General features: G+C 61.1%; 25 protein-coding genes. 15 read left to right on the plus strand and 10 right to left on the minus strand.

What is annotated here, in order from left to right; all coding sequences use genetic code 11:
• Positions 1–13: 13 nt before the first annotated feature.
• Positions 14–1,660: a methyl-accepting chemotaxis protein gene (locus O3299_RS02990; RefSeq protein ID WP_099664592.1), complete on the plus strand. Its 1,647-nt coding sequence runs from the start codon at positions 14–16 to the stop codon at positions 1,658–1,660.
• A gap of 204 nt (positions 1,661–1,864) precedes the next feature.
• Here the strand turns inward: O3299_RS02990 and O3299_RS02995 are convergent, their stop codons facing one another.
• The 5 genes from O3299_RS02995 to O3299_RS03015 all read right to left on the minus strand — a co-directional run bounded on the left by O3299_RS02995 (position 1,865) and on the right by O3299_RS03015 (position 8,343).
• The gene (locus tag O3299_RS02995; RefSeq protein ID WP_305053275.1) at positions 1,865–2,500 is read right to left on the minus strand and encodes a HEAT repeat domain-containing protein; all 636 of its coding nucleotides are present in this window, start codon (positions 2,498–2,500) and stop codon (positions 1,865–1,867) included.
• A 133-nt stretch (positions 2,501–2,633) separates the two neighbouring features.
• Positions 2,634–3,833: an alpha/beta hydrolase-fold protein gene (locus tag O3299_RS03000; RefSeq protein WP_305061467.1), complete on the minus strand. Its 1,200-nt coding sequence runs from the start codon at positions 3,831–3,833 to the stop codon at positions 2,634–2,636.
• Positions 3,834–4,183: 350 nt separating this feature from the next.
• Positions 4,184–6,523, minus strand: a complete 2,340-nt coding sequence (locus O3299_RS03005; RefSeq protein ID WP_305053273.1) for an SMP-30/gluconolactonase/LRE family protein — start codon at positions 6,521–6,523, stop codon at positions 4,184–4,186.
• 1,056 nt (positions 6,524–7,579) lie between these two features.
• On the minus strand, positions 7,580–7,876 hold the full coding sequence (locus tag O3299_RS03010) for a hypothetical protein (protein ID WP_143451332.1): 297 nt from the start codon (positions 7,874–7,876) through the stop codon (positions 7,580–7,582).
• A gap of 50 nt (positions 7,877–7,926) precedes the next feature.
• Entirely contained in the window at positions 7,927–8,343 is a 417-nt protein-coding gene (locus O3299_RS03015; RefSeq protein WP_305061468.1) for a hypothetical protein, read from the minus strand.
• A gap of 371 nt (positions 8,344–8,714) precedes the next feature.
• Between O3299_RS03015 and O3299_RS03020 the strand changes: the two genes are divergently transcribed.
• The 6 genes from O3299_RS03020 (at position 8,715) to O3299_RS03045 (ending at position 13,307) form a co-directional block, all read left to right on the plus strand.
• Positions 8,715–9,179, plus strand: a complete 465-nt coding sequence (locus O3299_RS03020; protein ID WP_289911657.1) for an SRPBCC family protein — start codon at positions 8,715–8,717, stop codon at positions 9,177–9,179.
• Positions 9,180–9,332: 153 nt separating this feature from the next.
• Positions 9,333–10,226, plus strand: coding sequence for a creatininase family protein (locus O3299_RS03025; RefSeq protein WP_305061469.1), 894 nt, complete (start codon positions 9,333–9,335; stop codon positions 10,224–10,226).
• A gap of 54 nt (positions 10,227–10,280) precedes the next feature.
• On the plus strand, positions 10,281–11,552 hold the full coding sequence (locus O3299_RS03030; RefSeq protein WP_099664588.1) for a YncE family protein: 1,272 nt from the start codon (positions 10,281–10,283) through the stop codon (positions 11,550–11,552).
• Between the two features lie 116 nt (positions 11,553–11,668).
• Positions 11,669–12,040 (plus strand): VOC family protein, encoded by a 372-nt coding sequence (locus tag O3299_RS03035; protein WP_289905571.1) that lies wholly within the window; start codon positions 11,669–11,671, stop codon positions 12,038–12,040.
• Positions 12,041–12,067: 27 nt separating this feature from the next.
• Positions 12,068–12,388 (plus strand): hypothetical protein, encoded by a 321-nt coding sequence (locus tag O3299_RS03040; protein WP_305061470.1) that lies wholly within the window; start codon positions 12,068–12,070, stop codon positions 12,386–12,388.
• 280 nt (positions 12,389–12,668) lie between these two features.
• Positions 12,669–13,307 carry a phasin family protein gene (locus O3299_RS03045; RefSeq protein ID WP_099664585.1) on the plus strand — a complete coding sequence of 213 codons (639 nt, stop codon included), beginning with the start codon at positions 12,669–12,671 and terminating at the stop codon, positions 13,305–13,307.
• A gap of 106 nt (positions 13,308–13,413) precedes the next feature.
• Here the strand turns inward: O3299_RS03045 and O3299_RS03050 are convergent, their stop codons facing one another.
• Together O3299_RS03050 and O3299_RS03055 are read right to left on the minus strand one after the other, a co-directional pair.
• A complete protein-coding gene (locus tag O3299_RS03050; RefSeq protein WP_305061471.1) occupies positions 13,414–14,424 on the minus strand; it encodes an alpha/beta hydrolase in 1,011 nt (336 codons plus the stop codon).
• Between the two features lie 105 nt (positions 14,425–14,529).
• Positions 14,530–15,420, minus strand: a complete 891-nt coding sequence (locus O3299_RS03055) for a LysR family transcriptional regulator ArgP (RefSeq protein WP_305060071.1) — start codon at positions 15,418–15,420, stop codon at positions 14,530–14,532.
• Positions 15,421–15,622: 202 nt separating this feature from the next.
• Between O3299_RS03055 and O3299_RS03060 the strand changes: the two genes are divergently transcribed.
• On the plus strand, positions 15,623–16,228 hold the full coding sequence (locus O3299_RS03060; RefSeq protein ID WP_034785705.1) for a LysE/ArgO family amino acid transporter: 606 nt from the start codon (positions 15,623–15,625) through the stop codon (positions 16,226–16,228).
• Here O3299_RS03060 and O3299_RS03065 read toward each other — a convergent pair whose 3' ends face one another.
• The gene (locus O3299_RS03065; protein WP_305061472.1) at positions 16,229–17,656 is read right to left on the minus strand and encodes a coniferyl aldehyde dehydrogenase; all 1,428 of its coding nucleotides are present in this window, start codon (positions 17,654–17,656) and stop codon (positions 16,229–16,231) included.
• Positions 17,657–17,815: 159 nt separating this feature from the next.
• Between O3299_RS03065 and trxC the strand changes: the two genes are divergently transcribed.
• From trxC to O3299_RS03090, 5 genes are all read left to right on the plus strand, one after another.
• Positions 17,816–18,268, plus strand: coding sequence for a thioredoxin TrxC (gene trxC / locus O3299_RS03070; protein ID WP_099664582.1), 453 nt, complete (start codon positions 17,816–17,818; stop codon positions 18,266–18,268).
• A gap of 70 nt (positions 18,269–18,338) precedes the next feature.
• Entirely contained in the window at positions 18,339–18,860 is a 522-nt protein-coding gene (locus O3299_RS03075) for a MarR family winged helix-turn-helix transcriptional regulator (RefSeq protein ID WP_370385296.1), read from the plus strand.
• The gene (locus O3299_RS03080; RefSeq protein WP_305061474.1) at positions 18,857–19,603 is read left to right on the plus strand and encodes a HEAT repeat domain-containing protein; all 747 of its coding nucleotides are present in this window, start codon (positions 18,857–18,859) and stop codon (positions 19,601–19,603) included. Before O3299_RS03075 ends, O3299_RS03080 begins: the two co-directional genes overlap by 4 nt.
• A 24-nt stretch (positions 19,604–19,627) precedes the next feature.
• On the plus strand, positions 19,628–19,963 hold the full coding sequence (locus tag O3299_RS03085) for a DUF6616 family protein (protein WP_305061475.1): 336 nt from the start codon (positions 19,628–19,630) through the stop codon (positions 19,961–19,963).
• A gap of 62 nt (positions 19,964–20,025) precedes the next feature.
• Positions 20,026–20,616, plus strand: a complete 591-nt coding sequence (locus O3299_RS03090) for a DUF1287 domain-containing protein (RefSeq protein ID WP_305061476.1) — start codon at positions 20,026–20,028, stop codon at positions 20,614–20,616.
• On the opposite strand, the gene O3299_RS03095 is transcribed toward O3299_RS03090, so the two are convergent.
• The gene (locus O3299_RS03095; protein ID WP_305061477.1) at positions 20,585–22,057 is read right to left on the minus strand and encodes a PLP-dependent aminotransferase family protein; all 1,473 of its coding nucleotides are present in this window, start codon (positions 22,055–22,057) and stop codon (positions 20,585–20,587) included. The two genes, O3299_RS03090 and O3299_RS03095, sit on opposite strands and share 32 nt — an antisense overlap.
• A 104-nt stretch (positions 22,058–22,161) precedes the next feature.
• On the opposite strand from O3299_RS03095, the gene O3299_RS03100 reads away from it, so the two are divergent.
• On the plus strand, positions 22,162–22,602 hold the full coding sequence (locus O3299_RS03100; protein WP_035817618.1) for a carboxymuconolactone decarboxylase family protein: 441 nt from the start codon (positions 22,162–22,164) through the stop codon (positions 22,600–22,602).
• Between the two features lie 80 nt (positions 22,603–22,682).
• On the plus strand, positions 22,683–22,979 hold the full coding sequence (locus tag O3299_RS03105) for a hypothetical protein (RefSeq protein ID WP_305061478.1): 297 nt from the start codon (positions 22,683–22,685) through the stop codon (positions 22,977–22,979).
• Between the two features lie 127 nt (positions 22,980–23,106).
• Here O3299_RS03105 and O3299_RS03110 read toward each other — a convergent pair whose 3' ends face one another.
• Positions 23,107–24,294 carry a multidrug effflux MFS transporter gene (locus O3299_RS03110; protein ID WP_305061479.1) on the minus strand — a complete coding sequence of 396 codons (1,188 nt, stop codon included), beginning with the start codon at positions 24,292–24,294 and terminating at the stop codon, positions 23,107–23,109.
• Positions 24,295–24,405 lie beyond the last annotated feature (111 nt).

Consider the following 24,405-nt stretch of genomic DNA (forward strand, 5'->3'; position numbering starts at 1 on the left):
ACTGTGAAACACCATGAATATCACCAAGCAATTAATTCTGACTCTCACCATCGCCTTGCTGGCCCTGCTATTGCTGGGCGCCGGCGGCGCCATCCAGCTGCAGCGCGCCCAGGAGCGTTTTGACACGGTGCAAAACCGCATCATTCCCAGCATCCAGGGCTTGAATGCGGCCAAGGGTTTCCTGGCCGATTCGCGTCTGGCCGGCTACCGCCTGTCCGTGTTCTCGAATTTGGCCGACAAGACGGCGCTGGACAAGGCCGTGGCCGATGCCAACACGAATTTCGACAAGGTCATCACCACCTACCGCGCCGAGCGCCTGTACGACGCGACGGACAGCAAGATGCTCGATGCCGACCAGGCCGCCATGGAAGCCTACCGCCGCGCGCTCGTGCCATTCTTTGCCGCCGCCTACGCAGGCGACATGGATGGCGTGCGTGCCACCTTGCTGGCCGGCACGCCGCTGGCCATCACTGCCGCGGCCGCCAAGAAAAGCATGGATGACCATATCGCCTACAACAACAAGCTGGTCGATGATGTGAAGGCGGAAAGCCTGGCAGCCTACGATACGGCGTTCAACACCATGCTGGCCGTGCTGGGCGTGGCCGTGCTGCTGACGGGCGCGCTGGCCTGGCATATCTACCGCACCATCAGCGGCGGCCTGGGCGATATCGAACACACGCTGGAGCGTGTCAGCGCTTCGCTGGACCTGTCCGCCGCCATGCCCGTCGAGCGCATGGATGAAGTGGGCCGCACGGCCACCGCCTTCAACAAATTCCTCGAGCGCATCGTCGGTGTGATCGCCACCGTGCGTACGTCGGCCGATACGGTCAGCGTGGCGGCCGCGCAGATTTCCGCCGGCAACGCGGACTTGTCCGTGCGCACGGAGCAGCAGGCGTCTTCCCTGGAAGAAACTGCATCCAGCCTGGAAGAGCTGACCTCGGCCGTGCGCCAGAATACGGACAATGCACGCCAGGCGAACTCGCTGGCCGTGTCCGCTTCGGACGTGGCCCGCAAGGGTGGCGCCGTGGTGGCGCAAGTGGTGGGCACGATGGGCTCGATCAACGAATCGGCGAAGAAGATCGCCGACATTATCGGCGTGATCGACGGCATTGCCTTCCAAACCAACATTTTGGCGTTGAATGCGGCCGTCGAAGCGGCCCGCGCGGGCGAACAAGGCCGCGGCTTCGCCGTGGTGGCCACGGAAGTGCGCAACCTGGCGCAGCGCTCGGCGGCTGCCGCCAAGGAAATCAAGGGCTTGATCGAGGATTCCGTCGACAAGGTCAACACGGGCAGCGCGCTGGTCGACCAGGCGGGTGCGACGATGGAAGAAATCGTCGCCAGCATCCGCCGCGTTACGGACATCATGGGCGACATCGCCAACGCCAGCCACGAGCAAAGCGCCGGCATCGAGCAAGTGAACCAGGCCATCTCGCAAATGGACCAGGTCACCCAGCAGAACGCGGCCCTGGTGGAAGAGGCTGCCGCCGCCGCCTCCTCGCTGCAAGACCGCGCCGTCGAGCTGGTCGACGTGGTGGCCGTGTTCCGCCTGCGTGGCGACGCCCAGGCAAAACCGTTGAAAGTGGCAGGCGGCTTGCCGGCCCCGGCTTCCGCCTCAGCCAGCCGGCGCCTGGCGCTGCCAGGCCGCAGCGCCCGCGCTTAAGCTTGGAAATTACCCCGGTACGCCGGGGTTTTTCTTAGGTGACGGTGCTGTTCCATGGGGAATGTTGATGTTGGGATGGCAAGGGCAGGGCGCCGCCTGGTTCCGCGGCAGTCTGGGAGTATGCTTGCCTTTTACGAGTGTGAGTCTGCTTTCGCCCCATTGCGGTCGTTCAGCTTGAAGCAAAACCAACGGGCTAGGTATGCATTAGGACGCAACAGTACCTTGGGCGATCTCGGCGGCGTTACTGACAACATAATTTCGGCCATCTTCCTTTGCGTAAGAAAGATATCTTGCCAATTTGGGTGACTTGATATCCTTGAGCACCCAAAGTGCCATGATTCTTTGATACTCATGGCCGGATTCCCAAGCACGCTCGCATAGGTCTTCCGCATGGCTGGATCCAATCTGACCCAACGCCCGTAGAGCCATGCGGCTGACGTATTCCTTATCGTCCTCGACAAACTTCATCAAAGCTGACTCAGCGTCAATAAATTCGAAATTGCCGTTACCCAACTGTTTCGCAAACTGCCACCTAACGTCAGCGTCGTCAGACAACAGCGCATGGGGAAGCAAGAACATAAACCATTCGCTGCGGTTGGCCAGTTCCTCGACTAGTTCTTCCATCTCATTATCGCGACCGATTGCATACAGAATGTCTAAGATGTCTGTAGCGCCCGACGTTTGTGGTGGGCAAGAGTCCAGATGAGTCGTAAAAGACTGGTTCAGTTGTTGCCAATGGGCATAGTTACATTCCCATTCACCGGATCGCCCTTCGATAGGATGATAATTGGCGGCCCATGCCTTAAATCGAGCGACCTCTTCATGTAGTGAACTACCCATCAGTATCTCTCGGAAGTATTCAGAAACGTCTGTAAGACTATGCTTTTAAAGGACGTCCGGTTTTGGCCGAAGTCGGCCGCGTTACTCTGCCAACCCCAGGTCAACGTTGTTGGGGTCATGCCGCCTCAAACGATTATTTCCCGCTCAGCAGCGCGCCGAGCTTGTCCCGAGTTTCCTTCATGTCACCCAGGCTCAGCCCTTTCCTGAAGCTTTCGACGGCTTTTGGCTTGTCGCCCATGGCGGAATATAGATCGCCCAGGCAGTCATAGGTATTGGGATCATTCGGATAGTATTGCTCCAGCTGTTGGAAAAAGTAGGCGGCTCGCTCATATTGTTTGCGATTCAAGAAAGCATATCCGTTCTTGACCAGCTCAGCACTGTCCGGTTGGATGCGATAGCCCATCTTTTTCGCCAGCGCCTGATAATGGGCGGTGTGGCGCTGTACCACGTCAAAGCCAGGATTGTCTACCTGGCTTCTATAGAATTTCAAGCGGTAGTTGTCAAAAGTGAATCGCAAGGCATCATACTGCGCCTGTAGCGTCAGGGAACTGTGTGAATCGTCCGGATAATACTGTTGCCCCAGGCGCAAAGCCGTACCTTTGTGTTTGGCAAAATCATCGATCAGTTCGAGATTGGCCCGAATCAGCTCGGTGTCGCTGCTTTTATCCCTGCGCACCTGCTGGAGACTGGGTTTGGTTTCCAGATGATTGGCCATGGCAATGAACAGGGTCTTGCCTTCGTAGGACGGCTGGCCCAGCACGTTTTTTGCCTCTTTAACAACATGATGTTTGTTCCACCAGAGCGCGCCTTCCAGCGAGATATAGCTGTTAAACAGCTGCGGACGATGCACCAGAGTATGCACCACAGTCAAACCGCCCACGGAGTGCCCGACAAATGTGCGATACGGTGCACTACGGAACTTCGCGTCAATATGGGGGATCAGCTCTTTCTCTATATAGTCGAGAAATTGCTCCCCCTTGCCTTCGGAGTCCGGAAATTCCATATCCTTGCCGAAAGTAAGCTCCGCCAGCCTGTCGTCCTGCAGGATGCCAACGACAATCATCTTGGGCATCAGGTTTTCGCCACTCAGGTGTTCGATCACCGCTACCAGTGCTTGAAATTGATCCTTCCCATCCAGCACATAAATCACCGGATAACGTTCGGCGCCATCGGCCTTGTAGCCTTCAGGTAGATGAACCCATATCGTGCGCTCGGCCTTCAGGATGGCGGAGGGAATCGTTTGGGTAAAACCGATCGTCAAAGGACGAGGTTCTTGTGTGTTGCCGGTACAGGAAAAGAACAGTAGTGCAATGGACAGCAGTATTTTCTTCATCAGGTTCCACGGGATTGGATAGAAGGAACGTTCGCGCGGCAACCAATTGAAGCAAATAAACATGAAGCGCAAAGATTTACTAAGGTTGCCTTATTTGCACTAGTCTTGCAATGTGTCTTGCACTCGCCAATGTCGGCTTTTGGCCGAACTCGGTCGACAGCGCTCAGCATAGCAGCTTGTCCAACTGCAAAAATCACAGACTCTCACTCTCGCCTGAAGCCGCCCAAAAGCCGCCTGTCGCGTATCCTTCGAAGCTGACACTGTCCCGCGTGTCAAAATGATCGCAACGCCACCTTTTAAGGCCGAACCTGACGCCGCCAATGCACAAGGGCGGCGGCCCTATAACTTCCTTAAAGTGGCAGCTTGAAGACGCCATTCGCTGATGTCACCAGCAAGGCACCGTTGGCGTCGAATGCCAGCCCCATCGGCCGATTCAGGGCACCAGCGAAGGTGCCGAGCGTGTTGCCGGTCAATCCACGCGTGCCAGCCACCGTGGTGACCTCGCCGCTGGTACTAATTCTCCGTACAAGGTTGTTCTTCGTATCGGCGACATATACATTGCCAGCCTTATCAAGTGCGATGCCATGCGGCCCGTTGAAGCTTGCAGCGCTGCCTCTGCCGTCCGCGTCGCCGGCGACGCCAGTTGTTCCGGCCAGCGTGGTCACGACACCGGCTGGCGTGATCTTGCGCACATTGTGATTGAGCGAATCCGTCAGGTACAAATTGCCGCTGGCGTCAAAGGCTATCGCCCTCAGGTAGCCGAAGCGCGCCTGTGCCAAGCTGCCGTCGGCAGTGCCTCCGCTCCCGCTCCCCAGAGTGCCTGTCAGCGTAGTGACGTTGCCGTTGGCATCGACCTTGCGGACGGATTGATAGTCTGCGACGTATAAAGTAGCGTTGCCATCAATCGCAATCCCGTTGGTGCTGGAGAATCCTGCTTTGGCGCCCTGGCCATCAGTGGGCCGGCTCCTGTTTTCGTAACTACCGGCCAAAGTGGTCACGACTCCGTCATTGCCGACCCTGCGGATGGTGTTACGAATGGCGTCGGCTATGTAGGCGACGCCATCACTGCCTACAACGATACCGGCGGGCTGTGCAAATGTCGCCTGCGCGCCGGTGCCATCGCCCGAACTCAGGAAGGAGCCATGGCCCGGGTTGCCTGCCAAGGTGCTAGTGACCCCGACAGCGCTGACCCTGCGTATCAACTGATTGCCGGTATCAGCGACAAAGAGGGTGCCGTCGCTGTGCAAAGCGATCGCTTGTGGCCCGGCGAAGCGGGCCTCGCTGGCCAAGCCGTCTGTGACTCCAATGCCAGCATTGCTGCCGGTGATGGTGGTGACTTCCCCCGCTGGGGTAATCTTACGCACGCCATTGAGCTGCAGGCCGGGATTGGAATCTGACACGTATACATTGCCAGCGCCGTCCACGGCCAGCCCGTATGGCAAGTTGAATCGCGCAGCCGCACCGATGCCATCAGCCACGGCAGGACGCAGTTGTGAGGCGGTGCCTGCCAGCGTCGATACGACGCCTGCCGGGGTAATTTTTCGGATCGTATGATTTCCCTCGTCAGCGACAAACAGATTGCCCTGCTTATCGATGGTTAAGCCGTTCAGGGAGCTGAAGGTGGCCACCGCACCCGCGCCGTCGGCGAAGCCGTAGGCGCTGCCGCCAGCCAGCGTAGATACGATCCCGGCAGGGGTCAACTTGCGGATCCGGCTGCCAACGATGCCATTGATATTGCTGCCGGCATCGGCGACATAAATCGCTCCGGCGGTATCCACCGCGATGCCACTGATGCCGCCGAAACGCGCGGACTTGGCATCGCCGTCGGACGTACCATATGTCCGCGAGATGCCAGCCAAGGTGGTGACAGTGCCGTCAGGAGTGATTTTGCGGATGGAGGTCCCTCCGCCCACATAGACACTGCCGCTGGCATCCACAGTAATCGCCAGCATGGAGTCAAAGCTGGCGGCTGTTCCTTTGCCATCTGCCGCGCCGCAGCTGGAACTGCCGGCCAGCGTAGTCAACAGACCTGCGGGGCTGATCTTGTGTATCGCGCAGCCTTGGTCGGTCGCGTAAAAGTTTCCCATGGCATCACGTGTCAGCGAGACCACCCGCGACAGCTGCGCAGTGGCATCACCGGCGGCGGCTGTCAATGTCAGCATGTGTGACACGCCTTGTTGTGTCACCACCCGCAAATGACTGTCGTCTGCTCGGTCGGATAAGTAGATGGCACCATTGTCATCCACAGCGATACCTTTGATCTCGACGTGGTCATTGAAGCTGTTACCTGCTATGGCGCCCGCCAGCAATGACTTGCTTGCCACGGTCAGTTTGGCGGCGGAGCTGGTGATGCTTCCCGCGCTGTTTCGCACGATAACCGTCCACAGGGTGCCATTATCACTCACCTGCACTTGCAGCATGTATTGCGCGGAGGTGGCGCCAACCACGTTGCTACCGTTACGCTGCCATTGGTAACTAAGGGGCGCTGTGCCGGTGGCAGTCACGGAAAAAGTAACACTGCCGCCCTCAGGGGCAGAAATGCTCAATGGCTGGGCAGAAATAGATGGCGCGTTTGACGCCGCGGGGGTATTGGTGGGAGCGGAACCACCGCCGCCGCAGCTGGCAACGGCGGCCAAAAGCAGGAGGCTTATCAACTTGATGCAGGCCATAGGCAAATTTATTTTTCGCATTTCTGTCTTGAATGTTGGATTGAAGCGGATTGAGACATCTAGTGGGCCTACTACCAACTTCTTGTAGCTTGCCCCAACGTCAAAAAGCCAGCTACGAATAGCCCAGTCACAAGCGTATGAGTGTATTTCTCCATCACGTAACGTCTGGTATTGGCCGATTCCACACCTACGATTTCATCGCCGTTCCGTTGAGCTGGACCATCAATGCATCGAGCTTACGCTCAAGCTTCAAATTAGACGCCCCAATGAAATACCAGATGCAAGCGAAGTTCACGATTGGAATCAACGATAGAACTGTCCAAAGCACTGCGTTCCGTCCTTTATCCTTTGCTAGAAGATAAGCAGAAACTGCCATCATTAGCGACATGAATACTAGCGGAAGAAATGAGACAAGCACGTTTGGGGCGTTGTTTTCCATGAGTTTTATCTAGGTTGGATGGTTTAAATACGTTGGGAAGTCGACTTAGCGATACGTCCGAGCAACCTACTTTAATGCTCCTGAACGGTTGCTTCTGGATGATAGCGGCACCAGAGCATAGCGGATTGCTAAGCAGAAAGACTCACAAATTGTCACGCTGCCGTGAATGACCGCTTGTGGCCGATTGCGGACGAGCGCCTAAGCCGTGAACAGCCGATATGCGAGGAATACAATGACTGCGACGATGAGGCCGATTCCACAGTAAGTTGAGTACATCATGAACTTGCCCTCAGCGCTCCCTTCCTTGCTGAGCTTCGAATAATATGCCCAGGCATCGCCTGGTTCATATGCCTTTTTCTTTCGATGCTTGTAGTCGATGATTTGGTTCGGTATTCCAAAAACGATAGCAAACAACAACACAGCAATTTTAAAAAATATCATACTTTCCCGAGATTAGTCTCGCCTGTCCAGTTGATGTCAAGCTAACCTGCTGACGAGATGAATGAACGGTGGTGATCGCCAACAGCAGTCCAATAGAATAATAAATTACCAAGTGGAAAAAATCACGCATTGTCACCGCAACGTGAATGGCCGCTTTTGGCCGGTTACTGACTGAATCACCCGAAGGCGGCATAGTTCTAAGCGTCAGTTGTCTTCACAGCATTTGCCAAGTGGCTTCGTTTATGTTTTTTTGAGAGCGACACACCCACAATCCAGGATATGGAAAATGCCGCTAAAAGCCTTCCAAAGGCCTGAGGGTTATTTGCCAATGCTGGCAGAGCGGCAATGGCTAGCGATAGCCAGTTGTAGACAGAGGCGCCGTTTACAGCGTTTCTTCCCAAGTGCTTGTTTAGCACTTCTCCCAAGCCATGGAAGGCCCATGCAACAAACGGCGTCAGAAACATTAATAAGGTGGTGGCAGCTTTTGGTTCCATGTGTTTTTCGTATTCAATTTTGAGAGGCTGCTCTTGGCCTGACTCGGTTGTTAATCAAAGATAATTCGCTGTCCCACTTCGAATTCATTTTCGTGGCAGTAAAACAGGATAAGCGGCGTGTCGTTCGAATAAACCATCGCGTCGTCACGTGAAGGGACAAAAATATCCGACCAATTCTCGACCAGGAACACACTGCTGCACAAGAAACATTCGTCTTCTCCAAATACCACCACGACTTGCTGGTTTCCCGGCACACGGGCACGTAACCATTTGCTTGCGATGGCCGCATCCTCTCCGGATGCGAACCGCTCGATCGCGTCAACGGTGTTAGCGTTCAGGCCGAGATGCGTCTTCGAGTCGTGAAGGCCTGCTATCTCATAGGCGCGGCGGGCATCCTCGGCATTCAGCCAGGCGATATCCGCTGAGTGATGCTGTAGTTCTTGAACCCGCCAATGTGCTGTGTTCATCATTTCTCAAAGTTTCATATGCTCGTGGTTATGGCGAGCAGCGCGGTCGAATCCGGTGCATCGCTTGATCCTGGCACCAAACAAGGCTGTCGTCATGGCCCGGCTTTATCTGCGACCAGTATAACCAGAATCTAATTCTATTGGCATGATAAAAAAACAGTGTATCCTTCAATTCCAGCAGATATATTTTTTGTCGAGGCAAAGAAAAAGCTGCGGCATTTGTTCCTGCTGGCGGAGTATCTTTGAATTGGCGCAATGGCATGGCGATATTGCGTGATGAATGCTATGCCGCAGGCCAATATGCAGACACCGCGCGGCGCCGGATAGCAGACCCAGTTACTTTTACACAATGATAGGGAGATTCCCAATTGATGCAAATCAAAGAAAGCATCCACATTGCAGTCCCGCCCAAGGTCGTCGACCAGATTTGGAGCGAGGTCGACCGATGGCACCTGTGGGATCCGGACACAAAGCAAGCCCGGCTTAATGGGCCGTTCGCGGTGGGGACGCATGGCAGGATCGTTCCCAGCAAGGGCATGGGCATTCCGCTGCTGGTCACGGAGCGCACTGCCGGCCGCTCGTTCACCGTTGAGGGCCACATCCCCCTGTTCCGCATCCACTTCGAACACACGGTTGCCGCCGTCAATGGCGGATCGGAAGTCGTTCACCGCGTGTGGTTTACGGGAGCGCTTGCCTTTCTGTTCGGACCAGGCGTTGCCAGGCAAGTCAGGGACGGGCTTCCCAAGACGATGCTTTCGCTGAAGGCCTATGCCGAGAAGCGCAACGAAACACTCCATGATGGCGAGGCGGGCAGGGCGGATGCGACTACAGCCTGATAGATAGTTTCCCCTCGTCAATTCCTTGCAAAGCACTGCAGCAAATTAACGTGCCGTTCCCGTCATGATGGAATACAATTCTTGCGTGGCAGCCAGCTTGCCTGGCAAGGCCGGGCACGGCACCACGCTTTGACCTCGGAAAGATGTTGGCTTATGACTCTGCAGTTCCCCCAGCGAACGGCGCCTTGCGCGCCATCCACGCTCCGCCTTTCACGCAAGCCCCTCGTTTCCCTGTTCGTCCTGACGTTTTCGTGCCTGCTGCTTACGGCGCCCGTCACGGCGGCCACGCCAGCCAGCGGCAGCGTCATGCTGGAAGAACTGACCAGCACGGAGTTGCGCAGCCGTATCGACCATGGCGCCACCACTGTGCTGGTGCCGATTGGCGGCGTCGAGCAGAGCGGGCCGTACATCGCGCTGGGCAAGCACAATGTGCGCGCCGGGCTGCTGGCGCGGCAGATTGCGCAAAAGCTGGGCAATACCATCGTCGCGCCCGTCGTTTCCTACGTGCCGGAAGGCAGTATTGCTCCGCCGGCCGGCCACATGCGCTTTGCCGGCACGATCTCGATACCGCCAGCCGCCTTCGAAGCCGTGCTGGAAGGGGCGGCCGCCAGCCTGCGCCAGCATGGTTTCCGCGACATCATTTTTCTTGGCGACCATGGCGGCTATCAAAAGAACGAGCAGAACGTGGCGAATAAGCTCAACCGCGCCTGGGGCAAGGCTTCCACCGGCAAGGAAGCGCGCGCTTATGCCTTGCTCGATTACTATGACATCACGCAATCGGCCTATATTGCCGAATTGCAGAAGCGCGGCCACAGCAGCGCCGAGATCGGCCTGCATGCCGGTTTGGCGGACGCGGCGCTGATGCTGGCGACGGACCCGTCGCTCGTGCGCAGCGAGGCCATGGCCCACGGACCCAAGCCTGGCGTGGCGGACGGCGTGCGCGGCGACGCGACCCGTGCCACGGCTGAACTGGGTCAGATCGGTATCAAGCTGCAGGTGGACACCTCGGTGGCTGCCATCAGGCAACTGCTGCAACGACCTAAATAATTCCGCTGGAAGTGCTGAACTTCCGGCTTTTGCAACGAAACGACGCGAAATCACATGAAAAAATCTCAACGACGCACCATCGTCACCTTGTCCGCCCTGGCTGCCGCACTGGCCGGCCTGGGCGTGGCCAGCCAGGTCATCGGCGCCAGTACGCCGGCCCCGGCCGCCGCAGCGCCGGCCGCCGCCTATTCGCCGCTGCCGGGCATGCCGCCGCTGGTGGACCCGAAAAACGTGTATGGCAGCATTGCCAGCAGCAATATGAGCCCCGTCGTCAAGGATCACTTGCGTCGGGTGTACGTGCCCAACTTGCGCTCGAACGACGTGTATGTGATCGACCAGGACAGCCTGAAAGTGGTGGACAAGTTCAAGGTCGGCAGCGGCCCGCAGCACGTGGTGCCGTCGTGGGACTTGCGCACCCTGTGGGTGGCGAACAATGCCGAGCGCACGGACAAGGGCAGTTTGACGCCGATCGACCCGTTGACGGGCAAGCCGGGCAAGGAAGTGCCCGTCGATGATCCCTACAATATGTATTACACGCCGGACGGCAAGTCGGCCATCGTCGTGGCCGAAGCGCGCCACCGCCTCGATTTCCGCGATCCGAAGACCATGGCCGTGCAGTATTCGATCGACACGCCCCAGTGCGGCGGCATCAACCATGCCGATTTTTCCAATGACGGCCGCTACGCCATGTTCACCTGCGAATTCGACGGCACCATCGCCAAGATCGACCTGGTGGGCCGCAAGGTCGACGGTTATTTGAAACTGCAGATGCCGGCCAAGCGCTTTGCCGAGTCCGGCCCCGTGGGCGGCCCGGCGAATGAAATCTGCAGCGTCAAGAAGGGCATGCCGCAAGACATACGCATCTCGCCGGACGGCAAGAAATTCTTTATCGCCGACATGGACGCCGACGGCGTACACATCGTCGATGGCGCCACCCTGAAGGAAATCGGCTTCATCCAGACGGGCGTGGGCGCGCACGGCCTGTACCCCAGCCGTGATGGTAAAAAGTTGTACGTGGCCAACCGCGGCACGCACCGCATCCATGGCAAGCCGAAGGGCAAGGGCAGCGTCAGCGTGATCGACTTCGCCACGGAAAAAGTCGTGTCGAACTGGCCGATCCCCGGCGGCGGCAGCCCCGACATGGGCAATGTGAGTGCCGATGGTAAATACCTGTGGCTGTCCGGCCGTTTCGACGACGTGGTGTACCGCATCGATACCAACAGTGGCGACGTTTCCAAAGTGAAAGTCGGCCAGGAGCCGCACGGCCTGACCGTGTGGCCGCAGCCGGGCCGCTATTCGCTGGGCCATACTGGCAACCTGCGCTAGGCGAGGCGCGTGGCGCTCCCTGGAGCCGCGGTGCCGGGTCTGCAGTTATGCTTGCCTAAAAAGCAATGTTGGCGCATACTGTATTCCCCATTCCACTACCTTCAGGGAGCACCAGCATGATTCTTGATCACATCGGTTTGAATGTCAGCGATGCACAGGCCAGCAAGGCCTTCTTTTCGGCCGCCCTGGCGCCTCTGGGCGTATCGGTGGTGATGGAAGTGCAGGGCTGGGTCGGCCTGGGCAAGGATGGCAAGCCCGATTTCTGGTTCGGCGTGGGCGGCGCGCCGCATGCCGGCATGCATCTCGCCTTCGCGGCGGACAACCGCGCCCAGGTGGACGCGTTTTACCAGGCCGCGCTGGCCGCGGGCGGCAAGGACAATGGCGCCCCCGGTATCCGCGAAATCTATCACCCGAATTACTACGGCGCCTTCGTGCTGGGCCCCGACGGTCACAATGTCGAAGCCGTCTGCCACCGTCCCGAACCTTGACGCCGGTCATTACCTGAAGAGAGCAGCATGAAGCACAGCGCCACCCTGTTTGCCGACGATGCCGGCCACTATGCCTACGTGAAAGCGGGCTTTTCCTGGCCGGCTCTTTTGCTGGGCTCGTTCTGGGCCGTCGCCAAGCGCCGCTGGTGGCTGTTGCTGCTCATGCTGGTCATGGATGCCTGCCTGTGGTTTGGCAGCCACCTGGCCACCGAACTGCGCATCGGCCCGATGATGCTGCTGATGGCTGCCGCGGAGCTCAGTTACCTGCTGGCGCGCGGCTGGTATGGCAACCGCTGGCTGGAAGCTTCGCTGCGCAGCCGTGGCTACAAGCCCGTCTTGCCGGGCTGAGCGTGCCTGGCACAGATTTCCCGTCACGTCACTGACGTTTGCCAAAGGCAAGCCGTCCAGCCAAAACTTTCTGCGCAGCCTAGCGCACCTTTGATCCAGATCATCCCTCAACTGCGGTGCTCACGTAGCCTTGGGACTCGCGTTGCAAAGCATCGTCCCACCAATCGGATATGTTTTTTCGCGTTTCGTGGCGTAGCCCGGCCGTCTTCCTCACCGTTCGACAGCCGGTGGTGTCGCCATCTGTTTATGTCCACCCAACCGCTATCTAATGAGGAACTCCATGTATCCATATTCCCGTAGTGTTACCCCCGCCGCCAAAAACCACCTGGAAGCGCAACTGGCTTTTTTCAATGGACTGTCGAAGTCGCTGTTCCAGTCGGTGCAGCACTTCAGCGACCTGAACATGCAACTGGCGCAAGGCTTGCTGGAAGAAACCGCAGTCACCAGCCAGAACCTGCTGACGGTCGAGCGCGCTGAAGATGTGTTCCAGGTGGCTGCCGCGGCGGGCCAGCCAGCCGCCGAGCAACTGCGCAAGTACCAGCAACAGGTGTCGCGCCTGGCAGCCGATACGCAGGTCGAACTGGCCAACGTGGCAGAGCGTCATGTGAATGAAACGAGCCGTACTGCCAAGGCGCTGGCCGAAGAAGTGGCCCGCACGGCGTCGGAAGAAACGGAGAAAAACGTGCGCAAGCAGCAGGAAGCCATGCAGCGCATCGCTGAACCGTTCCAGGCCTATCAGCAAAACGGCGCCAGCCGCGACCAGCAACGGGGCGCGCAAAGCCGTGACGGCCAAAGCCTGCAAAGCGGCAGCCACCAGGGCAGCCAGCAGTCGGCCGGCAGCGAAGGCTCGGCCAGCGGCAGCGTATCGCAAGCGGGTTCCGCACAAAGCAAGAGCAGCAGCGCCAGCCGTAAAGAGTAAGCACGCGGCTGCTTGCGGCTGAGCCGCTTCGCGAGGGCCGAGCCTTGAGCTGCGGCCAGCCGGTACGCAGCATCGTGCCTCCTGGTTTGGGCAGAGCGCCCGCCCTTCACGGGGCGGGTGTTTTGTCGTATGCGTGCAGTTCAGAGGCCGGCGTGGCCGCGCCAGGTGAGCGGGTGGGCACGGTGATGCTTGCCGGCACGGCTGTCTTCGGCGAGACGGCGGACAAGACCGCGTCACCGCTCCCGCTGTTGGCGTCGATGAAGGCGCTGACGGCGTCCAGGGTGGGCGCCAGCCTGCGCAAGGGCGCTGCCAGCGTGGCGACCAGGGTGGCGTGACCCACGTGGTCGAAATACGTTTCCGTCACGGGCCTGGCAAGCGTCCGCAAGGCCTTGGCCAGACCGCCCGTGTTGCGTCGCGGATCGACCAGTTTATCCTGTCCGGGCAGGGGGGCGATCAGCAGGGCGGGCGGGGCTTCTGCCGTCACGTGGTGGATGGGCTGCGACGCGGCGGGCGTGTCCGGGTAAAAGAAAACGGGCCGGGTGGTGGTGTTTTCGATCGGCAAGAAATCATAGGGGCCGGCCAGGCCTATCCAGCCCCGCAAGTCGTGCGGGTGCATGCCATGGCGCGCCAGCAGGCTGGCGTCGAGCGCTACCATCGCCGCATTGTAGGCGCCGGCGCTATGGCCCATGACGAACAGGCGCGTCGGGTCGCCGCCGTGGCGGCTCGATTCCATCGCGGCCCAGGCCACGGCGCGGGCCGCATCCTGCAGGATTTCGGGATAGTGCACGTCCGGATACAGCCGGTAGTCGGCGATCACGGCCAGATAGCCGCGCGCCGCCAGCGCATGGCCCACGAAGGCATAGTCGGCGCGCTCGCCCGTTGTCCAGTTGCCGCCATAAAAGAACACCACCACGGGCACGGGGCCCGTGCGGATTTTGGGGGCGTACACGTCGAGCTTTTGCCGTGGCAGGGGGCCGTAAGCTAGGCCGCGCGTCACGTGCGAGGCGCTGCCGGACGAAAAGGCATTGATGGCCATCAAGGGCGAGCAGGCGGCAAGGCCGGCAGCCAGCGGGATGGCCGCCAGCAAACCGAGCAGGGTGGTGCGCAGGATCGTCATGCCAGCTCCTGATGGTGAGGGTTGATGCTTGCAGTGTAGGCCAGGCAGGGCAGGGCGCACACGGGGAAGTTGCTGTATAGCATAGATAAATGTGGCATGCGTCAATCAATCCTGCAATAGCCATTTGCGCGCCGTGGCGATGACGGCGTCCGACAGGGTGCGCGTGAGCGGGGTCTGGATATCCCAGGCATGCCAGGTCAGGGGCACGTCGAGCGCCTGTCCGGCCGCCACGTCGACCAGCCTGCCGGCGGCCAGCGCCGTTTCCGCCTGCAGCAGGGGCACCATGCCGTAAGCATAGCCCGCTTCGATGAAGCGCACGAAGTCGCGCGCCGAACCGAGCACGTGGTGCGGATAGCGGCCCGTGTAGCCGAGCCGGTGCTGCAGGTAGCGCTCGTGCAGCGCATCCTTGCTGCCGAACGTGATGGCGGGCGCCTGGCTGACGGCATCCACCGTAAATCCATGGGGAAACCATTGCTGCGCGAACGCGGGCGAGGCCACGCACAGGTAGCGCATGCCGCCCAGCGGCGTGGCCGTGGTGCCGGCCACCAGGTCGTTGGCGCTGGTGACGCAGGCAAATACGCGCCCTTCGCGCAACTGGCTCAGGGTGTGGTCCTGGTCGTCGAGGCGGATATCGAGCAGGCAGGACGGCGGCGACAGCAGCGGCCCCAGCGCTTCCGGGATCCAGGTGGCGGCGCTGTCGGCGTTGACGGCGATGGCCAGTTCCGGCAAATGCGTGGTGGGGCCGGGCTGGGCGTCGAGCGCCGCTTCGAGCAGCTTGACTTGCCGGTAATGGGCGATCAGGCGCTGGCCCGCTTCCGTGGGCAGGGGCGGGTGGCTGCGGATGATCAATAAAGTGCCTTCCAGGTTTTCCAGGGTGCGGATGCGCTGCGACACGGCCGGCTGGCTGATCGCCAGCGCTTGCGCGGCCTTTTCAAAGCTGCCCAGGCCGATCACGGCGTCGAGGGCGGCCAATCCACGGTAATCGACGACGCGCATAAGTTTCTCTTATATATGGTTAGAATCATTCATTATACTTATATTTACTTTTTCTTTACACTGTTGAAATAGGGTAACAACTCCACTCTCCCGCGCGGTCCTGCTGGTACCGCTACACCCTCCACCTACCTTTGATGACTTTGCCGTTGCCGGCAGAGCGTGGGCGGCCGTGCGCGTGATGGAAAGCAATAAAGGAATCGATATGGACAGCGCAATCTTCTTGAAAGGCATGGGGCTCGGAGCGAGCCTGATCGTTGCCATCGGCACGCAAAACGCCTTCTTGCTGAAACAGGGCTTGAAGCGCCATTACGTGCTTACCTGCATCCTGGTCTGCCTGGTGTGCGATGCGATCTTGATCACGGCCGGCGTGGCCGGCATGGGCACCTTCATTGCAGACAACCCCAATTTCTTGCTGTGGGCCAAGGCCGGCGGCGCCACCTTCCTGATCGCGTATGGCTTGCGTGCCGCCAAGTCCGCCTGGCGCCCAACGGCCTTGACGGTGTCGGCCGCCAAGTCGCCGGAAGGCTACTGGGCCGTGATCGGCGCGGCGCTGGCGTTCAGCCTGCTGAACCCGCACGCCTTCCTCGATACGGTCATCCTGCTCGGTTCGATCGGCGGCCAGCATGAAGGCGTGGGACGCTTTTACTTCGCCGGCGGCGCCATCATGGCTTCGGCCCTGTGGTTCTTCCTGCTGGGCTTTGGCGCCCGCTACCTGGCGCCCGTGTTTGCCAAGCCCATGGCCTGGCGCGTGCTCGACGGCATCATCGCTCTCGTCATGTGGGCCATCGCCGCCTCGCTGTTTCTGTAATCAGCGGGTCAGGAAGGCCAGCACGCGGCTGGCCAGCTGGCCATACGGCGGCCACAGCAGTTTCAACGCACTGTAGCGGGCCTGGTAAAACACGGGCCGCAGCTTGCTGAAGGTGTGAAAGCCTTCGACGCCGTGGTAGTGGCCCATGCCGGACTCGCCCACGCCGCCGAAGGGCAGGTCGTGCTGGCCTACGTGGTACAGGGCGTCGTTGACGGACACGCCGCCCGACATCACGCGGTCGATCAGCAGCTGCACCGTGTCTGTTTTGTTGCTGAATGGATAGATGGCCAGCGGCCGTGGTCCCGTATTGATGCTGTCGATCACGGTGTCCAGCCTGGCATAGCCGCGCAGCGGCAGGATGGGGCCGAAGATTTCCCGCGTCAGCAGCAGGCTGTCCTCGGGCGCGTCGAGCACGATGTGCGGCGCGATCTTGCGCGTGGCCCGGTCGTAGGCGGGCCCCGGCAACAGCGAAATCACTTGCGCGCCCCGTGCGCGCGCTTCGTCGAGCGCCTGCAGCAGGCGCTCAAAGGCGGCCTCGTCGATGATGGAGGTGTAGTCGGGCGTGTCCAGCCGCGGGTAGCGCGTGGGCACGATGGCGCGTGCGTGTTCGACGAAGGCAGGAATGCTGGCCTCGGGCAGCCAGGCGTGGTCGACGCACGTGCAGATTTGCCCCGCGTTCAGGAACTTGACGAACAGGATGCGCTCGGCTGCCGTGCGCACGTCGAAATCGGCGCAGACGATGGCCGGCGCCTTGCCGCCCAGCTCCAAGGTGACGGGGCACAGATTGCGCGCGGCGGCCGCCATGACGGCGCGGCCCGTCTGGCCGGAACCCGTAAACAGCAGGTGGTCGAACGGCAGTTGCGAAAATTCCATACCCACGCCGCCCGTTTCGTCAAAGAACTGCAGCTTTTCTGCTGGAAAGTAGGCAGGCATGGTGTCGATCAGCAGCCGCGCCAGGTGGCGCGAGTTTTCGCTCATCTTGACCATGGCGCGGTTGCCGGCGGCGAAGATATAGGTCAAGGGCACCAGGCTCAGGTTCACGGGAAAATTCCACGGCACGATGACGCCCACCACGCCCAGCGGCTGCGGCATCACGCGGTTGCGGGCGCCGGGAAAGCTGCGCCAGTCCACGCCGCGGCGCTGCGGCCGCATCCATTTTTTCAAGTGTTTTAATACATGGGCTATGCCGTCGATGGCGGGAAAAATCTCCGCCAGCAAGGTTTCGTGCCGGGAACGGTTGCCGTAGTCGGCGCTGATCGCCGCGCACAGCGCGTCTTTATGGTCGCGGATGAAGCGCTGCAAGGTGTGCAGGTCGCGTTTGCGCTCGGCCAGGGTCGGCACGGGGTGGGCCAGGCAGGCGGCGCGCTGCAAGCGCAGGGCGGCAGTCAGTTCGGTGCTCAATTCCATGTTTTCTGCGACATCAGGCATTGTTTTCCTTGGCAGGCCCGGCAATGTGCGCGCCGTTTCATCACACGTTTCAGCACACTATAGTGGACTCTGCGGACAAGTGCCGCCAGCGTGCCGACGGCGCTGCACGATACGCCGTAAAATGTCCGGCAACTGTACGCTACTCTTTCCAGGAACGCCATGACCTCGACCACGCCAGACTCCCTGCACATCGTGTGCCCCCATTGCGACGCCGTCAACCGCTTGCCGGCGGCACGCCTGATTGAACAGCCCACCTGCGGCAAGTGCCAGAAGGATTTGTTTACGGGCCAGCCCGTGGACCTGGCCAGCGCCCGCTTCCTCAAGCATATCGAACGCAGCGACATTCCCGTGCTGGTCGACTTCTGGGCGCCGTGGTGCGGTCCGTGCCGCAGCATGGCGCCATTCTATGTGCAAGCCGCCAAGACCCTGGAACCCGCATTTCGCGTCGTCAAGGTGAATACGGAAGCGTCGCCGGACCTGGGCAGCCGTTTCAATATCCGCAGCATTCCCACGCTGGCCCTGTTCCGCAGGGGCGTGGAAGTGGCGCGCCAGCCGGGCGCCATCGATGCGCAAGCCATCATCGCCTGGGCGCGCGACAAGGCGCGTTTCTAAACGCACAGGAAAACCATCACAGTTTTCCATTTGACATTTAATATGGCGCCATATTATATTGCGCCATATGATAAAGCTCGAACAGAAATACACGGCCTTGCTGGGCGACGTGCAGCGCCGCGCCAGCGGTCTCGACATGGCGCAGTCCACGGCGCGCTTGCGCCTGTGCTTTGAAGTGCTGGGCCTGGCCTCCGCCATCGATGGCGATTGTGCCGCGCGCCTGGGCCGGCATGGACTATCGGAAGGCAAGTTCGTCTTGCTGTCCCTGCTGCGCGACGTGCCCGGCGGACTGTCGCCGCACGAGCTGGCCGAGCGGGCCGGCGTGACGCGCGGCACCATCACGGGCTTGCTCGACGGCCTGGAACGCGATGGTTTCCTGGCGCGCCACGCGGACCAGGCTGACCGGCGCAAGCTGCTGGTGCGCCTGAGTGCCAAGGGAGAAGCAGCCGCTGCCACCCTGGTCGACGAGCACGCGCAATGGATCGCCAGCCTGTTTGCCGACTTCACGCAGCAAGAAATGCAGTTGCTGAGTGCGCTGCTGGAAAAAGCCTGGCGCAAGACGGATAGAGGTGAAATGCAGGGCGCGCCATGAGCCGCGGCGTCGCCGACATCGCTCCCGCGCGCCTGGCCTTGCTGAACGAGGGAAGTGTGGCCAGTACCACCCTGACGGAAGGGCTGGCCATCGATTTCAGCGTGCTGCTGGCTGCGGCCGTGCCCGCTATTGGCGCCGCTCGGCTGGATCGGATGCATGAGCATGCCGCAGCCGGTATCACCCGGCGCATGGCGCTGGCGGCGCAATTGCTGCTGGAAGCCAACGCCGACCTGGCGCTGCTGCAAGCCCATGCTTCCGACACGGTACGGGGCTGGGTCTGCTTTGCCATCGCCGCCCAAACCGGCTTGACCTTGCCGCAACGGCTGGCGGCCATGCGACCGCTGGCCGACGATGGGCATTTCGGCGTGCGCGAATGGGCCTGGCTGGCGCTGCGGCCCCATCTGGCGGAGAGCCTTGACGAGGCCATTGCCTTGCTGGCGCCGTGGACGGCTGACCCGTCGGAACACCTGCGCCGTTTCGCTTGCGAAGCGCTGCGTCCGCGCGGCGTGTGGTGCGCGCATATTGCCCGGTTAAAAGAACAGCCGCAGCTGGCCTTGCCCGTGTTGCACGCCTTGCGCGCCGATCCGGCCGTCTACGTACAGGATTCCGTGGCCAACTGGCTCAACGATGCGGCCAAGAGCCAGCCGGACTGGGTGCGCAGCCTGTGCGCGCAATGGCTGCTGGACAGTGCCAATGCCGCCACGCAACGCATCTGCAAGCGGGCCCAGCGCTCGCTGGTCTGACGATTGATCACTGAAGGAGAAACCATGCATTATCTGTTGGAACTGTACAGCCCGAAACCGGCCTGGCTGGCCCTCGACGCCGCCGCGCGCCAGGCGTATTTCGGCACGGTGGGCACCGGCATGGCGGCCTTGTCCGGCACGGGCGCGGAAGCGCTGGCCATGGGCGCCGTCGATGGCGGCAAGCTGCATGGGGCTGCCCAGCAATTTTATGCCGTCTGGCGCTTCCCGGATGAGGCGGCACTGGACGCCTTGCTGGCCGGCATCGCCGCCACGGGCTGGCATGATTACTTCGACACCATCAATGCGGCGGGACCGGCCGTGGATTTTCCTGCCCACCTGGCGCAACTGGCCGGGGTCTAAGCGTACGCCGTTTTCCTTGCTGCTGCGGTAAAGTTGGCATTTTCATCCGACCATTGACGTTGATGCCAATCAAACAGCTGTCCATTTTGATGCTTGCCCTGGCTCCCATGCTGGCCTCGGCCATTCCTGCCACCCCGCAAGCCCTCGTCGTCGCCGCCCGCAAGCAGGTGGGCGTGACCCTGCAGTACGACTCGCGCTACGAACGGCTCGCCTATCCGGGCGGCGACGTGCCGATGGAACGGGGCGTGTGCACGGACGTGGTGGTGCGCGCCTACCGCCAGCTGGGGCAGGATTTGCAGGTGCTGGTGCACGAAGACATGCGCAAGGCGTGGCAGGTGTACCAGCAGCAGGGGCGCTGGCAGATGAAGGGGCCGGACCGCAATATCGACCACCGGCGCGTGCCGAACCTGGGCACCTACTTTGCCCGCCATGGCACCAGCTTGCCGCCAAGCAAGGAAGCGAACGCTTACCGCGCGGGCGACATCGTCACCTGGCGCCTGCCGGGCAACCTTACGCACATCGGCATCGTCAGCGACAAGCAGTCGTGGGGCGGCGTGCCGCTCATCATCCACAACATCGGCGAGGGCGCGCGCGAGGAAAATATTCTATTCAGCTATCCCATCACGGGACACTATCGTTGGCAACCGCGCTGAGGGGCAGGGGAGCGATCTCTTGCAGGATCGCCAGCACCTGGGCCAGCGCCGTGTCGATATCGAGCTTGTCGATGGCGCCGTAGCCGAGGAACAGGCCTGCGTGGCGTGCCACGCCGTGATAAAAGCCCGATAGCGCATACAGGCTGATGTCGGCCAGGCGCGCGCGGCGCAGCAATTCGGCGATGTCGAGCGGCGCCTGGGCCAGGGCCGCCACGTGGAAGCCGGCGCTGGCGGGCACCAGGCGGAACCACGGCGCCAGCGGGCCGTTGAACCAGTGCTGCAGCCGTTCGCGCCGCCCCGCATAGATATCGTGGCAGCGGCGGATATGACGCAGCAGATGGCCGTCGCCGATGAACTTGGCCAGCGCATGCTGGCCCAGGCTGGCCGTGTGGCAATCGCTCAGGTATTTCACCGTTTCCACGGCGGCCACGATAGCTTGCGGCAGCACAACATAGCCGAGCCGCAATTCTGGCAGCATGATCTTGGAAAAGCTGCCCACGTGCGCGACGATGCCGTAGCGGTCCATGCTTTGCAGGGAATCTTCGGGCCGGCCTTCGTAACGAAAGGCGCTGTCGTAGTCGTCCTCGATGATGATGGCGCCCAGCTGCTGCGCCCGCTCCAGCAAGGCATGGCGGCGCGCCATGCTCATCGGCATGCCCAGCGGAAATTGATGCGCGGGCGTGACATAGATCAGCCGCGTGCCGTCCGGGATTTGCCCGACGATGAGGCCATCCTCGTCCACGTCGATGCCCACCACGCGGGCGCCCTGGCTGGCGAACACGGCGCGCGCCACCGGGTAGCCGGGTTCTTCCACGGCAACCGTGTCGCCTGCTTCCAGCAAGGTCAGCGCCAGCAGGTGCAGGGCTTGCTGCGCGCCGCTGGTGACGAGCACTTGTTCCTCGGTGCAATGGATGCCGCGGCTGAAAGCGGCATGGCCGGCGATCGCCGCGCGCAAGGCCGGCAAGCCGGCGACAGGGCCATAGCGGCCGCGCGCCTGGCCACCCTGGCGCAGCGCGTGCAGCATGCAGGCACGCCATTCATCCTGCGGGAAGTGCGCGGGCGTGGCGCGCCCGCCGATGAAGGCGTAGCGCGCCGGCTCTTCCTGGCTGGCGCGGCGCAAGGGCGTGGGCGTCGCTTCCCAGCGGGCGATGCGCTGCGCGCTGGCCAGGGGCGTGCTGGCGTGGCGGCGCTGCGGCGACGCGTGCGGCGTCTGCACGAAGCTGCCCACGCCCACTTTGCCGACCAGCAGCTTTTCATAACCGAGCTTGTCATACACGTCGGACACCGTCTTGCGCGACAGGCCCAGCTGGCTGGCCAGCAGGCGCGAGGGCGGCAATTGCTGTCCGTCCGTCAGCCGGCCCGAGCGGATGGCCTCGCTGAGCTGGCGGTACAGCTGGCCGCCCAGGTCGCGCGTGCCGTCGATCAGGATATGTAATTCCATGGAGTATCTGCTGGTGGTCTGCTGTTTTTCGGGGGGATTGGCCTGCCGCGCGCTGTTCCTGGGCCACTACAATGGTGCATCCCTACTCCTTCAAGGAATGCATCATGACACAGCAACGACTCGATTTTACACAAGCTTCGCCGGACGCCGTCAAGGCCATGTACGCGCTGGAAGCGGCGATTGCCAGGCTGGGCGTGGAACACTCGCTGCTCGAGCTGATCCGCCTGCGCGCCTCGCAAATCAATGGCTGCGCCTTTTGCGTGGACATGCACACGAGCGACGCGCGCAAGGCGGGCGAAACGGAGCGCCGCCTGTATGCCGTGTCCGTCTGGCGCGAAACGCCGTTCTTCACGCCGCGCGAGCGGGCCGTGCTGGCCTGGACGGAAGCGCTGACCCTGCTGCCGCAAAGCCAGGCGCCCGATGACGTGTATGCGGCGCTGGCGGAACAATTGACGCCGGCGGAAATGGTCAACGTGACCCTGGCCATCGGCTCCATCAATACCTGGAACCGCCTGGCCGTGGGTTTCCGCAAGATGCCAGAGTAAATCCTGTGTTCGTTCGCGAACAGACGCCTGGCTGGTCCCTGCGTAGTCTGGCAAGACAACTTGTCAGCGAGGGAACGGCCATGGAAGTCAATATCAGCGAAGCAATTGAAAAGACACCGGAACAGCTGGAAGAGGCGCGCCGCGAATTCATCGCGGAACTGTGGCGGCGCTTTGAAACCTTGCAGGAATGGGCCGTCAGCCACTGGCCCGACCAGGAACACCCGCTCAGTTCCGCCGACTTCGTCGAGGCGCGCAAGGAAATCTTGAGCCTGCGTTCGCCGGCCGGTTCCCTGAACCAGCCAACTACGCGCGATGCGGCTGAGCCGGAGCAGGGTGGGGAGCAATATCTGGATGTGACGCCAGCGCCGTGGCCTTGAGGAGCGCCTGAGAAAACGTCCATGACTGCGTTGCCGCGCCTGGCCGTACTAGCGTACTGCCTGCGGCACGGCGCCTTGTCCTGAACGTTTTTCAGGTGCCCCCGTCCTGAAAAATCCGCTGTAAAAGCTACTGCTTGACCACTTCCGCTTTCTTGCCCTGCGCAAACACCCAGCACAGCAAACTCACCAGCAACCCCGCCATCACGCCATACGCCAGGTTCAGGGCGCTGTCGAACAGCAGCGGCGCCACCAGGCCCGACACCAGCGCGAACAGCAGCATCTGGATGAACGATTGCATCGACGAAGCCAGGCCGCTGTTGTTGGGGAAGTGGTTCAGGGCCATCAGGGTCATCGGCGGCATGGCGATCGACAGGGCGAATGAGTAGAAGAACAATGGCAGCACGGCCCACGGCACTTCGGCGGCAAAGAAGTAGTTGTAGCCGATGTTGACCAGCGCGGCGATGAGCATCAGGATGAAGCCGGTCCAGATCATCTGGCGCTGGCTGTAGCGGTGGGCGATTTTCGCCGACAGGGCCGAACCGAACACCATGCCGCTAATTAATGGAATGAACAGCCAGGCGAATGCCGTTTCCGGCAGGTGCAGGATGTTGATGATGAAGTAGGCGGCCGAACCGATGTACAGGGCGAAGCCGCCGAAGGCGGCGCCGATGGCCGTCGACAGCAGCAGGAACTGGCGGTGGCACAGCACTTTCCAGTAATTGACGGCGATGTCGCTCAGGTGGAAGGCGTGACGCTGCTCTTTCGGCAAGCTTTCCGGCAGCGCGCGCCAGACGACGACGAACATCAGCACGCCGAAGGCCGTGAGGAACCAGAAGATCCAGCGCCAGCCCAGGCCCACCTGCAGCCAGCCGCCCAGAACGGGGGCGATGGCCGGCGCCAGCGCGAACACCATCATGATGTGCGAGAGGATTTTCTGCGCGGCGGCGCCCGAATAGCGGTCTTGCACGATGGCGCGGCCGATGACGGAACCGGCGCCCGCCGACAGGCCCTGCAGCACGCGCCAGGCCAGCAGCCAGCCCAGCGACGGCGCCAGCGCGGCGCCCACGGAAGCGATCACATATAGCACCAGTGAGACGAGAATGACGGGACGGCGGCCGAACGAGTCGGACAGGGTGCCGTAAAACAGCATCATGAAGGCGAACGTGAACAGGAAAAAGCTCAGGGTTTGCTGCACCAGCAGGGGGCTGGCATTGAAATCATGCGCGATGGCGGGGAAAGACGGCAGATAGGTGTCAATTGCAAGCGGTCCGACCATCGCCAGGCCCGCCAAAATCCATGTTAATAATTTAGTCATGTTGAACAGTGTTTTTGTTAGTCCGTCATTTTACGCTAGTGACCGGAATCAGGTTTGGCGCCGGCCTTTTTGCCATCCATATGCGTTTTTCGTATATGGAATCTTGAAATT

This window comes from Janthinobacterium sp. SUN176, from assembly GCF_030587335.1.
GTDB lineage: Bacteria > Pseudomonadota > Gammaproteobacteria > Burkholderiales > Burkholderiaceae_D > Janthinobacterium > Janthinobacterium kumbetense.